Genomic DNA, 13,999 nt, shown 5'->3' on the forward strand with positions numbered 1-13,999 from the left:
ATACGGAGATACTTGAAGAGATTCCTACGGAATGACAAAATAGTGTTTATTAAGTGTGTTTTAGAGGTTTTCAACAGAACCTAAATAACCCCCATTTTCTTCATCAAGAAAGTGGCGCTCTTGTTTTTACAAATGCCATCACGTAAGATGAAGTCAAAATGCAGGTCGTTGTCTCTAATTTCAACTTCAAAGCATTTATTGATTAAGCTATCAGGGAATTCTTTGGTGGTTAGGCACACTTCTATGTCGTGGGTGGCAATCGCTCCTAGGGCGTTTTTGGCAATTACTTTTTTGATGACTTCAATCGTGCCGCTTCGCTTGTCATCGGAATTGGTGCCTCTTAAGATTTCGTCTAGTAAAACAAAAGCAGGTCGGTGATCGAGTTCGTCCCTAATTTGTTTCAGACGCTTGATTTCGGCAAAGAAATAGGACTCGCTATCCGACAAAGAATCCGACAAGCGCATCGACACTAAAACGGGCATTGGATGCACATTGGCTTTCGTAGCACAAACCGCTGCTCCCATTCCCGTCAGCACCATATTGATGCCTAAACTTCGCAGAAAAGTACTCTTGCCCGACATATTGGAACCCGTTAGAATCATAAAAGATTGGGGTTGAAAATCGATGTCATTGCCGACCCTATTTTTTTTAGAAAGCAAAGGATGGCTCAAATTCGAGAACGAGATTTCATACTTGGTATTCAATTCTGGGAAAACAAAGTCGGGATTGTTATAAGAAACATTTGCCAAACTGTTGAGCATTTCAAATTCGCCCATTACCGCCAACCACTCTTCAAGTGCAGCTGCGTGTTGGTTTTTCCACAAGATTAAGGCCTTAAAAATATGTAAATTGAATAAAAAGGTTCCGTTGAATAGCACACCGGTAATCAAATTCTGAATGGTGTCCATACTCGAAAACAAACTGGCTAACTGTTTTAGATGCACACTGGCCGTTTCGTTTTGATATATCAATTGTTTTTGTAAATCGATTAGTTTCTCGGCTTTGAAGTCTTCTTTTTCTATCTTTTGCAGCAATAATCCATAGTGCGAAATGATGGTGTCAATATTCGTGGAATGCGCCATTTCGAGTTGCATTCGTTTCATAAACCGACCTAAAAAAGCCAAATTAAATACGAAAATAAAGCTCAAAACATTTAAGTAAACCATATTCGATGTACTCCAATAGGCGACGGCAAAACCCACAAAAAGGAGGGGCGACAGCATTGAAACCCCCACACTTATTTTCGATAACGGTTTGCTGTTGTAGGTACTCCATTTCAATATCGTTTCGTAGGCTTGTTGGCTGTCCTGACTTATTTTGGCCAAAGCCAAAAACTCCTGACGCCAATCTAATTGGCCAGACAATTCCTTTATGGCATCCTGATTGCGAAGGATTTCCTCATTCGGCAGCAATCGGACGCATTGTTGAGCTAAGGTTTTCTTACCAATATAAGTCGCGGTTCGATTGATATTCTGAAACAACGAATGGTTGCCAAAAACATCCAAATCATAGGCATAAGGATGATGGAAATCGATAAACTCCTCGCCTTTTTCGAAAGGAAGTTGGTTGTTTTCCAGATAGGCTATTTCGTTGGTATTGATGGAGCGTAAGGCCTCCCCCATTTTTAGTTGGAATTGCAACTTAGTGTGCCATCGCATCAGGAGGAAAAAAGCAATCAAAAAGAAAATCGAAAGCCCTAAAAACCACATTTTACTTTCTTTAAGATAGTAATAGCCTAAAATTAAAAAGAGCAGAATACTCGCTAAGCGCAGCAAACTGATGGTATTGTATTGGGTTTTGGTTTTGGTTAATTCCTGCGAATATTTTAGGCTTCTTGATTGGTAGGCTTCCATTTTTTTTAATAAAGGACAAATATAGGGATTGAGCGGTATAAGTTCACACTTACAAGCAAGTCAATCGCTAAAAAAGCAGCCACGAATTTCACGAATAACACGAATTACAAACTTTTTAAATTACACAAATTCCTTCAACGTTCAGAAATTGTGCCATTCAATTTTATTATTCATTAAGATTTGTGTTGATTAGTGCAATTTGTGGCTGAAAATTTTAATGCAGGTGTCTCGCTTTGACAAATTTTAAAACAGAAACTTCAACAGATTTAGTACCTTTGCCAACAAGAACAAATACTATGCTGAACAACGATTCTATAGTGGCGCTTGCCACACCCTCAGGAGCTGGAGCCATTGCCATCATTCGGATTTCTGGAGAGGAAGCCATTAGCATTGGCAATGCTGTTTTTCAATCGATTAAAGGCAAGGATTTGACGAAACAAAAATCGCATACCCTGCATTTAGGCCATATTGTAGATCAGAACAAAACCCTAGACGAAGTTTTGGTTTCCATTTTCAAAGGGCCGAACTCCTATACCGGCGAAAATACCATCGAGATTTCCTGTCACGGTTCTACCTATATCCAACAGCAAATTATTCAGTTGTTGCTTCGCAAGGGTTGCCGAATGGCCGATCCTGGTGAATTTACCTTACGGGCATTTTTGAACGGCAAACTCGATTTATCCCAAGCCGAAGCCGTTGCCGACTTAATCTCTTCGGATAATGAAGCCTCGCACCAAATCGCGATGCAGCAAATGCGCGGTGGTTTTTCGAACGAGATTGCCAAACTGCGCGAAGAGTTATTGAACTTTGCTTCCCTGATTGAACTCGAATTGGACTTTGCCGAGGAAGATGTAGAATTTGCCGACCGAAGTCAATTTCACGAACTACTGAACCGGATTGAGTTGGTGCTGAAACGCCTCATCGATTCGTTTGCGGTAGGGAATGTCATCAAAAACGGGATTCCCGTGGCGATTGTGGGTGAACCCAATGTAGGAAAATCGACGCTATTGAACGCTTTGCTCAACGAAGAACGCGCCATCGTTTCTCACATTGCCGGAACGACTCGGGACACGATTGAAGACGAATTGGTAATTGGTGGCATCGGATTCCGATTTATTGATACTGCCGGAATTCGGGAAACAGAGGATCACGTCGAAAGTATCGGTATTCGCAAGACGTTCGAGAAAATAGAACAAGCACAGGTGGTGATTTATTTATTAGATAGCAGTTTGCAGTCGGCAGACGGCAGTTTACAAATGAATCAAATTGAAATTGAAAAAATCAAGAATCAGTTTCCTTTGAAACCCTTACTTGTTGTTGGAAATAAATCGGATTTGCTTTCTGAAAAAGAAGCTGGTAATCTGAAATCTGAAATCAGCAATCTGAACTTAATTTCCGCTAAACAGAACATTGGCGTTGACCAACTCAAAAACCAGCTGCTCTCGTTTGTGAATACGGGTGCGCTACGGAATAACGAAACAATTATCACCAATACAAGACATTACGATTCTTTACTGAAAGCCTTAGACGAAATCCAGAAAGTGAAGTTTGGATTGGAAACCAACCTCTCGAGCGACTTGATGGCACTCGATATTCGCGAAGCATTGTACCATTTTGGGCTGATTACGGGTCAAGTAACTAATGATGAGCTACTTGGAAATATATTTGCTAACTTTTGTATCGGGAAATAGTGCTATTTACTTTTTAGGCACAAAAACCAATCGTTTCAACATCGTTTTCAATTTTTTACCAGGGCGAAAAAGAATCGAGGAACTGGTCACATTTTGTGACCTAACGGATTCTGGCGTATCACTACTACTCCCTTTGATACTCACTTGAAACGAGCCCAAATTTCCTAAACGCACAATTTTTCCTTTTTCTAATGAATTGGAAACCTCTTCCACCAAACTCATTATGACTAAATAACAATCGGCTGGAGTCGCTGAACAACTGAAAGAAACTTGCTCTGCCAACTCTTCTAAATCAATTTCGCCATAGTTGCAGGCGCGTGGATAATATTTCATTGGTGCCGAAGCATCGTTAGGATTGGTTTTTCCTGAGGGTGTAAATGGTATGGCCATACTTAAACTAGATTAGAGTTCACAATTTTGTTTTTTGTTATTGACAAAGATAGGGAATAAAACTGCTGAACTAACAAAACTACCACGGTAGTTTTCACAACCTACGGCGGTAGTTTAAATAAAACAACCGCGGTAGTTTCACATGCTAAACAAGAGCTTTCCAAACTTTAGTTAGTAGGCGGTTATAGCGACTTCAAGTCTGGGGATGGCAGGCTCGATGCGGCAGATCATTAGTGAGATTTTATTTTTTTGAAAAAATAAGGCAGAATGAGGAAAGCCGTAAAATTATGTTTGAAATATGCCGTACTATTGCTTTTGAAAGAATTTTATTTATAAATATATTTATTGTGAACCACATTTTTTTTATCTTTAACCCAAATAAAATTCGCTGTTAATTTTATGCTTAACCAAAACCCCGAACAAATTGCCAGAGATCACATTGACAAGCAACTTTTAGCTTGTGGGTGGCTTATACAAGATAAGAAGAAATTCAATCTTGCGGCTGGGTTGGGAATTGCTATAAGGGAATTCCAAACTGATATTGGGCCAGCGGATTATGTGTTGTTTGTCGATAAAAAAGCCGTTGGTATTATTGAAGCCAAACGTGAAGAGGAAGGGGTTCATTTAACTTCTGTCGAAGAACAATCTTCTCAGTATGCTAATGCCAAACTCCGATTATTAAATAACGATCCTTTGCCGTTTGTGTATGAAAGCACTGGCGAAGTCACTCGCTTTACCGATTATAGAGATCCTAAACCCCGTTCTCGCAATGTATTTACGTTTCATCGTCCAGAAACTTTTATGCAATGGTCAAGGGAAACCAAAACGATGCGAGCACGTTTGCATGATATTCCTGCTTTGCCTGTTGATGGTTTGCGGGATTGCCAAATTACAGCCATTACGAATTTAGAGCAGTCTTTCAAAGAGCAAAAACCAAAAGCCCTGATTCAGATGGCGACGGGTTCCGGCAAAACCTTTACCGCGATTTCCTTTGTCTATCGTTTGCTAAAATATGCCAAAGCCAAACGCATTCTCTTTTTGGTCGATACCAAAAACTTGGGCGAACAAGCCGAAGGTGAATTTCGTTCCTATACTGCCAGTGAAGACAATCGTTTATTTACGGAATTGTATGGAGTGACACGATTGAGTAGTTCCTTTATTCCCAATGATAGTCAGGTGTATATCAGTACGATTCAAAGGATGTATTCCATTTTAAAGGAAACGGAATTGGATGAAAGTGCCGAAGAAGAAAACCCCAATGAACAAACTTTTGAAGTTAAAACGGCAGTTCCTGTTGGCTATAATGAGAAAGTGCCTATAGAATTCTTTGATTTCATCGTTATTGACGAATGCCATCGCAGTATTTACAATTTGTGGAAACAAGTTTTAGACTATTTTGATGTGTTTCAAATCGGATTAACCGCAACTCCTGATAATAGAACCTTTGGTTATTTCAACCAAAACCTGGTTTGCGATTATGGGTATGAAAAAGCCGTGATTGATGGTGTTTTGGTTCCCTACAATGTGTTTACCGTTGAAACCCAAATTACCAAAGAAGGCAGTGTCATTAAACTGGGTGAAAAAGTAGATAAACGCAAACGCCTTACCCGCAAGAAATTCTGGGAATCTTTGGATGAAGATGAAGTGTATAGTGGGAAACAATTGGATAATGACATTGTAAACCCGAGTACCATTCGCACCATTATCCGAGCGGTGAAAGAGAATTTGCCCGCTATGTTCCCCGATCGTTTGGATGAAAAGGGCGTTTTTGAAGTGCCTAAACTATTGATCTTTGCCAAAACCGATTCGCATGCCGAAGATATTATCGAAATGGTACGAGAGGAATTTGGCGAAGAAAATAAATTTTGTAAAAAGATAACCTATAAAAGTGACGAAGACCCTAAATCGGTCTTGCAGCAGTTTCGAAATGATTATTACCCTCGTATTGCTGTTACTGTAGATATGATTGCTACGGGAACTGACATTCGACCGCTCGAAGTTTTGTTGTTTATGCGCGATGTGAAAAGCCGTTCGTACTACGAACAGATGAAAGGGCGTGGCACTCGAACTTGTTCTGTGGAAGAATTGAGAGCTAAAGGAACTCCTTCTGCCCGATTCAGCAAAGACCATTTTGTGATTATTGATGCCATTGGGGTCGAGAATTCACAGAAAACCGATAGCCGACCTTTGGAAAAAGCACCTGGTGTTTCGTTAAAAGATGTGTTGACCAATATCGCTTTGGGAAACACCTCCGAAGATATGTTGACCACGCTTGCCAATCGTTTGATTCGTTTGGAACGCCAACTTTCTGAGAAAGATAAATTGAAATTTGCCGAACAAGCCAATGGTTTTACGATTCATCATATTGTGAAACAATTGCTACACGCCTACGATCCAGATGCATTGGAAAGTACGAGGTTAGAAGTTAGAGGTAAGATGGCAGGAATGCCTCCTATTGCCATTGAAGCCGAAATTGAAAAGGAAAAACAAAAGATAATAGAAGATGCTGTTGAAGTTTTTCACAATCCTGAATTGCGGGATTTTATTGTGGATATTCGCAAGCAGTACGACCAGATTATTGATGTGGTCAATTTGGACACGATTACCAAAATTGGTTGGGTCAAAGACCAAGACGAGGCAGCCACCACTACCATAACCGATTTTAAAAACTGGATAGAAAGCCACAAAGACGAAATTACGGCTTTGCAAATTTTCTATGCACAGGACTACCGCCATCGCACTTTTACCTACAAAATGATCAAAGACCTAAGCGAAAAACTAAAAACCGATAAACCCTTATTGGCTCCCTTGACCGTTTGGCGTGCTTATGAACAATTGGAAAAAACTAACGGTTCTACCAAAAGTGAACTGATTGCCTTGGTTTCCTTGATACGTCGTGTAAGTGGTATTGATACTACTTTGACGGCTTATGACAAAACAGTGGACAAGAATTTTCAGGATTGGATTTTTAAGAAAAATGCCGGGCAACACAATGCCTTTACCGAAGCCCAAATGCAGTGGTTGCGCATGATGAAGGACTATGTAGCCAACAGTTTTCATATAGACCGAGACGATTTTGATTTGAGCCCTTTTAATGCCGAAGGCGGTTTGAGCAAAATGTGGCAGTTGTTTGGAGAAGAAACAGATGTGATTATTAATGAATTAAATGAAGTGTTAGCAGCGTAACTTAATTCATAAATTATAAAAAATAAACATTAGAGTAATATTTAAAAATTAAAAAAATGGAACCAATAACATTAATTACATCTGCTATAACATTAGCAACACCTTATTTAATTAAATCAGGTGAAAAAATAGCTGAAGGAATTGGAGAAGAAATTTGGAATTTAATCAAAAAGCCATTCACTAAAAAAGATGAAAGTGTACTTGCTATTGACATTACACAACAAGAAGAAAAAGACAAATTGATAAATCTTTTATCTGAAGAAATTGAAAAAGATATTGATTTTAAAATAGAACTTCAAACAGCCGTTGAAAAAGGTGAAAAACAGTTAAATGCATATTATCAACAGAATATAAATAATAATGGAAATATTGAAAAACAAATTAATATTCAACATAATAATGGAAATATTCAAATGTAATGAGGCAAAATGTAGATAATAATGAAAATCAAATCCATAATCAATTAAATATTGGTGAAAATCAGGCACCAATCTATTTAACTAAACAGACTAGGTTTGCCAAAAGATTTGAAAAATTAAATCAGGAGGTCGTTAGTGATGAAAGATATGAAGGTATCATGGAATCATTAAAATACTACCTTACAAGACTAGATGGAATCGATGCTCCAACTAAACTTAAAGATGGAGGTTTTAAAGAACCAGAAGTAATTGAGGCAATGAAAAAGAAGGAAAGATTTGCAAAAAGATTAGAGTTAAATAAATTTTACGAATCTGCACAATGGATAGATAGTCAGCTTTTTGCAAAAATAAAAATGAATTTTGAAACTTTTGTCTTACCATTAATTAATAATAATTCCGCAAAGCATGAGATTATGAGAGAATTGGTTTTAAAAGTAGTAGAACCAGTACTTGATTTAATAAATTTAGAAGGGGAAAATGACGAAGTTTTGAATTATAATGCTGATGATATTTTTGGAATGGTTTATTATTTAACTGGTCAATGTCATTTAAATTGGAAAAATTATGATAGTATATAATCAAGCTTTAGACTTATATCATACAATTTTTAGGTTACTACATTTTTTAAACAAATTTGAAAAAAATGATGTTTTAGAAATAGAAAGAGTTAGAATTTGGGACTTTTATTTGCTTTTCCCAAGCGAGATTCATAACATTAGGCTCAAACAGAATGAGACAGATATAAGAAAGATAAGAAAAGAATTTATTAAAGATTCGAATAATCCATATGAGAGAATCACTGGAAATAGAAAGATTTTTGAAAAAATAAAACCCTTTCAATTATCAGCTTTAAATTGCATTGCATCTTATGGTATAATCGATAAAGCCTTATTAAATCAACAAAGAATTTTAATTATTAATAAAGAAATACTTGTTGATTTTGTTAATAAATTTCAGGAATTAACTCCAAAAGAAAAAAATGTAATTGCATTAATGACAGCTCATTTTAATCAAGTATCATTATTTGGTACTGATGGCTTAAAAAATAGAACAAACTTAATTGAAAGTAAATACGATGCGTAATAATCTGTTCATAAATAGACTTCAAATCATAACTGAAAATAACAAAATTGCTTATGATGAAATTTTTCACAAAGGAGTTAATATAATTAGAGGGGACAATAGTAGTGGGAAATCAACTATAACACATTTCATTTTTTATGTTTTAGGTGGAGCTTTTAATGATTTTGTTCCAGAGGCGAGAAAATGTTCATTAGTCATTGCTGAAATAGAAATGAACAATGAAATTTATACCATAAAGAGAGAAATTATAAAAGATGAACAAGAAAATATTTCTACTCAAACACCAATTTATTTTTATTGGGGAAATATGGATGAAAGTTTTAGCCCTCCTATTGAAAAAACTTGGCAAAAATTTGGATATAATACAACAGATACTAGAAAAAGTTTTTCAAATGTTTTATTCGACAATCTAGGTTTACCGATTGTTAAAGGGGATAATAACATTACATTCCACCAAATTTTACGTTTGCTTTATATAGACCAAGATTCACCAACTAGTTCACTATTCTACTATGAACATTTTGATAGTCAATTAACAAGAGAAACTGTATCCGATTTATTACTTGGTGTATATAATGAAGAATTATATGAAAATAAAAAACGTTTAATATCAGCTGAAAAAGAATTTGAAGGCATTAAGAGCGAAATAAAAGCAACTTCGCATTTTTTTTCAGATCCATTATCATTAAATCCTGGCCACTTAATTACCTCTATCGAGAATAAAGAAAAAGAAATATCAGCTATTCAAGATGAAATTGTATCAATTAGAAGTAAGAATAAAAAGTTAAATTATAGAGAAGATTCGAAATTGTCATTTCAAAAACTAACTGAAGAATCGATTCTTCAAAGAAAAGTAGTATTGGATTTAGATGAACAGATATCATTTTTAAATAATGAAATTGAAGACTCTGCATATTTTGTTGAAACATTAAACAAAAAGATAAAAGCTCTAAAAAATTCCATTCACACTAGAGAGTTTTTGGGTAATTTACCTTTAGAATATTGCCCTGATTGCCTCACTAAGATAACACATAACAAAGACAATACAAATTGCAAATTATGCAAAGAACCAATTGACGGATCGTTTGGTGTTGTACAAGCTAGAAGAATGGAGTTAGAAATAAGTTTCCAAATTAACGAATCACAAAAATTACTAGAACTAAATAAACGTAATTTGATTGATTTAGAATCAAAATACACTTCAGAATTGGGTAAATTACATGATTTACAAAAACAAGTAAATTCTTCTCTAGAGGATGTAAAATCTTTTAATGAAGAAACTGTAGACAATTTAAATAGTCAAAAAGGATTTATTGAAGGTGAGATCTTACAATATAGGACTATGCTTGAAAATGCAGAAAAATATGAAAAATTAGTTAAAAGAAAAGAGGAATTAAAAAAAGAAATTGGCTATCTATATTGGTATATTAACAAGACTGAAGGAGAACAAACAAAATTAAAAGAAGTTATTAAAGAATCAATAAAAAAAGAAGGTCTTTATTTATTAAATAATGATTTAGATAGACAAGATGAATTTAAAAATGCTAATGATTTTATAATAGATTTTTCAAATAATTTAGTTTATTTAAGAAGCAAAAATTCAGAAATTCAAAAAGTATATCAAAAATTTTCAGCAAGTTCTAATTTTTATTTGAAAGTTACTGGACGCTTTGCTATTTTTTTAGCATCATTAGCTGTTGATAAAATGAGATTTCCAAGATTTATTTTCGCAGATAATATGGAAGATAAAGGTATTGAAGTATTGAGAGCTCAAAATCTACAAAAGCTACTAATAGATAGAGTAAGCGAATACAATCAAAATAGTTTTCAAATGATTTATACTACTTCATATATAACAAATGAATTAAATAATAGTGATCTAGTTGTAGGTGAATACTACACTAAAGAAAATCCAAGTTTAAAAAATATAAACTTAATTTAATCAACTACCTAGGCTAAATGAAAAAATGGCAAATCAAACCACTTGGAGAAGTCTGTGAAATAAAGAGTGGCAAAAACCAAAAAAAAGTAATTAATCCAAATGGTAAATATCCAATTTATGGAAGTAGTGGAATATTTGGTTATGCTGATGAATATATTTGTGATGAAAATACAACAATAATTGGACGGAAAGGAACAATTAATAGTCCTATTTATGTAACTACAAAGTTTTGGAATGTTGATACAGCTTTTGGTCTTTGTGTAAAAGAAACTTTAAATAGTAAATTCTTATATTATTTCTGTTTAGGCTTTAATTTTAAAGAATTAGACAAGAGTACCACAATTCCAAGTCTTTCTAAAGGGGATTTACTTTCCATTGAACTTCCAATTCCACCACTAGAAACCCAAACTCTCATCGTTTCCAAAATAGAAGAGCTTTTTAGCGAGTTAGACAAAGGAATCGAGGATTTAAAAACTTCACAACAACAGCTTAAAACCTATAGACAAAGTGTGCTGAAATATGCTTTTGAAGGGAAATTGACCAATAAAAAAGTAAAGAATGGGGAGTTACCGAAGCGATGGGAATGGAAAAAAATTAAGGATATTTGTGAAATTAAAGGTGGTAAAAATCAATCGAAAGTGATTAACCCACAAGGAAAATACCCAATATATGGGAGTAGTGGAATATTTGGCTATGCTGATGAATATATATGTGATGAGAATACAACAATCGTTGGTAGAAAAGGTAATATAAATAGTCCTCTTTATGTTACTACCAAATTTTGGAATGTAGATACTGCTTTTGGTTTATGTACAAATGAGAATTATGATAGTAAATTATTATTCTACTTCTGTTCAGGTTTTAATTTTAAAAAATTAGATAAAAGTACAACAATACCGAGTTTAGCAAAAAGCGATATTTTATCTATTGATATTCCAGTTCCTCAAAACACAGAACAACACCGCATCGTTCAAGAAATCGAAAGTCGTTTGAGTGTCGCGGATAAAATGGAGGAAAGTATTGGGCAAAGTTTATTGCAAGCTGAGGCTTTGCGGCAGAGTATATTGAAAAAGGCATTTAGTGGGGAGTTGGTTAAATAAAATACAGTTATGGAAGAACAGGATTTTACAATAAAATATTCATTTTCAAGCTTTTTAAAAGATTACCCCGTTGGAGAAGATCCAACAGAATTTGTCAATGAGATAGACTTTGAAGTATATCTTACAGACGAAACAGGACATTTACAGGAGCAAGTAGGAAAAGGGAAAATTAGTCAAATCCTTTTTTCTTTGGCAATGGATTGTGGGTTTCCACTAAGTGATGTTATGGATGCTACACATTCTATTTGCCAAATGTCAGGAGTCTTATTTGAATGGGACGAGGACAAAGACTTTTGGGATAAAATTGACACCTATTTTGACTATCATCCACTCGACAATTATGATGTCTTTTTTCTAGAAACATTAGAAATAATCGCAAAATACAGAGGCATCGGTTTGGGTGAAAAAATAATCAATAATTTGATGGAGCGGTTTTATTCCTCTTGTGGATTATGGGTTTTGAAAGCATTCCCAATGCAGCATGATATTGCAATTAAGAACGAAAAGGAAGAAAATTGGAGTGATTGGAATAGAAAAATGGAATATCCAAAAATGGAATTAGATTTTGAAAAATCACAATACCAATTATTTAACTATTATAAGAATAGAGGATTTCAAAACCCTTTTGATATGGAGTATTTTATAGCTAGACCATTTGATATTATTAATAAAAGTGAGTAATAGTAAACAAAAGTATTGCTCAAACTTTATTACGGACTGAGGCATTAATACAGAGTATCTTGAAGAAGGCGTTTAGTGGGGAGTTATTACAAACCAAAACTATAAAGTAAAATACTTGATTAAAAAATATAAAAAAACTAACTATAAAGTAGTATATCTGAAATAATATATTAATTTTGCAATCGCAAAGCTATGCCAACAACTACAGAAACGGTAGCCCGATTTTTAAAAGATTTTAAATTTAAAATGTCTATTTGGGATGTCCTTTTTAGAGATGACCGAGGAAAAAACACCACTACATTGACTAGTTTAGAACTTCGTCCCATCGAGCGAAAGAAAGTTTTAGAGTCCTTAGAAGCATTGGACTATAGTGAAGGTCCCGTTGAAGAAAAGTTATATGGCGGTTCGGCAATGTGGGTATTTGGAAAAATAGTAAAGAAAAGAGAAATCTATATTAAAATTACTATGGGTGCTCCAGGAAGTGCTGTTATTTGCATCTCTTTTCATTTGGCAGAGCACAAAATGTCTTATCCATTAAAATAAACAGCGTATGAAATCGCCACTAACAACGAGTTTGTTGCAAACAAACACCAATAAGTAAAAAGGCGATACCATATATGACCAATGAAAAATAAAAATTTACATATATGAAAAGTCCCTTTACAGGAAAAGAAATGCTATTGTCTAAAGAAAAAAGGACAATCACTTTTAGAAAAGAAGATTTTCCGGTTGTATTTCATTTTTATAAATGCGAAGCCAGCCAAGAGCAATTTACAACCACGGCCTTGGATGAGTTGAATATCAATCAGGTGTATAATCAATACCGCGATAAATTTAATATCCCGTTTCCTGATGAAATCATAAAGATTAGAACGCAGTATGACATTTCTGCTTCTAAGATGTCGGCCATACTGGGTTTTGGCACTCATAGTTATCGTCAGTATGAAGCAGGAGAAATGCCCAATACTTCGAACGCCCGTTTGATTCAGATGGCGAGTGATCCTAAGAAATTTATTGAAATGATTCAGCTCTGGGATTCCACTGATGAAAAGAGTAAGGCCAAATATCTTAAAACTACCCAACATTTAATAGAGGCACAAAACAGAAATAGTTTTAATGTCAATCTTAAAGATTATTTACTAGGTAAGCATTTGGCTGATATTTATTCGGGCTATAGAAACCCTAATTTTGAGAAATTTGCCGAAATGGTCGTTTATTTTTCTGATACTGTTCAGCCCTTTAAAACCAAAATGAACAAACTGTTGTTTTATGCTGATTTTTTGATGTTTAAACAAAGTTGTTTTTCTATAAGTGGCGTTCGTTATAACGCCATCAATATGGGACCTGTTCCGCATAACTTTCATAGTATTTTTGAATATTTGGCGAATCAAGATGTAATTGATGTGTGTTACACTAAATTCCCCGATGGCAATACTGGTGAGCAGTTTCAATCCAGAAAAGACAGACCTTTCAACGCCAGCCTTTTTTCAGAATATGAATTAGCTGTTTTAAATAAAGTTTCCACAGCCTTTAAAACTACGAGCACTAATGATATTATTGAGTTGAGTCATTTAGAAAAAGGGTGGCAAAAGAATGAACAAAATAAAAGCATCATCAGTTATGAATATGCTTTTGAATTAAGTCAAATATAACT

12 protein-coding genes are annotated in these 13,999 nt (G+C 34.8%); 10 read left to right on the forward strand and 2 right to left on the reverse strand.

Annotation, left to right across the window (positions count from 1 at the left end):
- Positions 1–80: 80 nt before the first annotated feature.
- Complete coding sequence (locus E1750_RS02835; protein ID WP_133275312.1) at positions 81–1,853, reverse strand: MutS-related protein; 1,773 nt, start codon at positions 1,851–1,853, stop codon at positions 81–83.
- Positions 1,854–2,149: 296 nt separating this feature from the next.
- Here E1750_RS02835 and mnmE point away from each other — a divergent pair, with 296 nt between their 5' ends.
- The gene (gene mnmE, locus E1750_RS02840) at positions 2,150–3,544 is read left to right on the forward strand and encodes a tRNA uridine-5-carboxymethylaminomethyl(34) synthesis GTPase MnmE (RefSeq protein ID WP_133278064.1); all 1,395 of its coding nucleotides are present in this window, start codon (positions 2,150–2,152) and stop codon (positions 3,542–3,544) included.
- 6 nt (positions 3,545–3,550) lie between these two features.
- Here mnmE and E1750_RS02845 read toward each other — a convergent pair whose 3' ends face one another.
- Positions 3,551–3,934 (reverse strand): HU family DNA-binding protein, encoded by a 384-nt coding sequence (locus E1750_RS02845; protein ID WP_133275313.1) that lies wholly within the window; start codon positions 3,932–3,934, stop codon positions 3,551–3,553.
- A 399-nt stretch (positions 3,935–4,333) separates the two neighbouring features.
- Here E1750_RS02845 and E1750_RS02850 point away from each other — a divergent pair, with 399 nt between their 5' ends.
- The 9 genes from E1750_RS02850 to E1750_RS02895 all read left to right on the forward strand — a co-directional run bounded on the left by E1750_RS02850 (position 4,334) and on the right by E1750_RS02895 (position 13,997).
- Positions 4,334–7,120, forward strand: coding sequence for a type I restriction endonuclease subunit R (locus E1750_RS02850; protein WP_133275314.1), 2,787 nt, complete (start codon positions 4,334–4,336; stop codon positions 7,118–7,120).
- A 56-nt stretch (positions 7,121–7,176) separates the two neighbouring features.
- Positions 7,177–7,539: a hypothetical protein gene (locus E1750_RS02855; protein ID WP_133275315.1), complete on the forward strand. Its 363-nt coding sequence runs from the start codon at positions 7,177–7,179 to the stop codon at positions 7,537–7,539.
- On the forward strand, positions 7,539–8,117 hold the full coding sequence (locus E1750_RS02860) for an ABC-three component system protein (RefSeq protein ID WP_133275316.1): 579 nt from the start codon (positions 7,539–7,541) through the stop codon (positions 8,115–8,117). Before E1750_RS02855 ends, E1750_RS02860 begins: the two co-directional genes overlap by 1 nt.
- Positions 8,104–8,622: an ABC-three component system middle component 5 gene (locus E1750_RS02865; protein ID WP_133275317.1), complete on the forward strand. Its 519-nt coding sequence runs from the start codon at positions 8,104–8,106 to the stop codon at positions 8,620–8,622. Before E1750_RS02860 ends, E1750_RS02865 begins: the two co-directional genes overlap by 14 nt.
- On the forward strand, positions 8,600–10,564 hold the full coding sequence (locus E1750_RS02870) for an AAA family ATPase (RefSeq protein WP_227873945.1): 1,965 nt from the start codon (positions 8,600–8,602) through the stop codon (positions 10,562–10,564). Before E1750_RS02865 ends, E1750_RS02870 begins: the two co-directional genes overlap by 23 nt.
- Before the next feature lie 17 nt (positions 10,565–10,581).
- Positions 10,582–11,664: a restriction endonuclease subunit S gene (locus tag E1750_RS17875; protein ID WP_227873946.1), complete on the forward strand. Its 1,083-nt coding sequence runs from the start codon at positions 10,582–10,584 to the stop codon at positions 11,662–11,664.
- 9 nt (positions 11,665–11,673) lie between these two features.
- On the forward strand, positions 11,674–12,345 hold the full coding sequence (locus tag E1750_RS02885) for a hypothetical protein (RefSeq protein WP_133275318.1): 672 nt from the start codon (positions 11,674–11,676) through the stop codon (positions 12,343–12,345).
- A 192-nt stretch (positions 12,346–12,537) separates the two neighbouring features.
- The gene (locus E1750_RS02890; protein WP_133275319.1) at positions 12,538–12,888 is read left to right on the forward strand and encodes a toxin; all 351 of its coding nucleotides are present in this window, start codon (positions 12,538–12,540) and stop codon (positions 12,886–12,888) included.
- Positions 12,889–12,992: 104 nt separating this feature from the next.
- The gene (locus E1750_RS02895; protein ID WP_133275320.1) at positions 12,993–13,997 is read left to right on the forward strand and encodes a type II toxin-antitoxin system antitoxin SocA domain-containing protein; all 1,005 of its coding nucleotides are present in this window, start codon (positions 12,993–12,995) and stop codon (positions 13,995–13,997) included.
- The last annotated feature ends 2 nt before the right edge of the window (positions 13,998–13,999 follow it).

It is taken from the genome of Flavobacterium nackdongense (assembly GCF_004355225.1).
In the GTDB taxonomy this organism is placed as follows: domain Bacteria; phylum Bacteroidota; class Bacteroidia; order Flavobacteriales; family Flavobacteriaceae; genus Flavobacterium; species Flavobacterium nackdongense.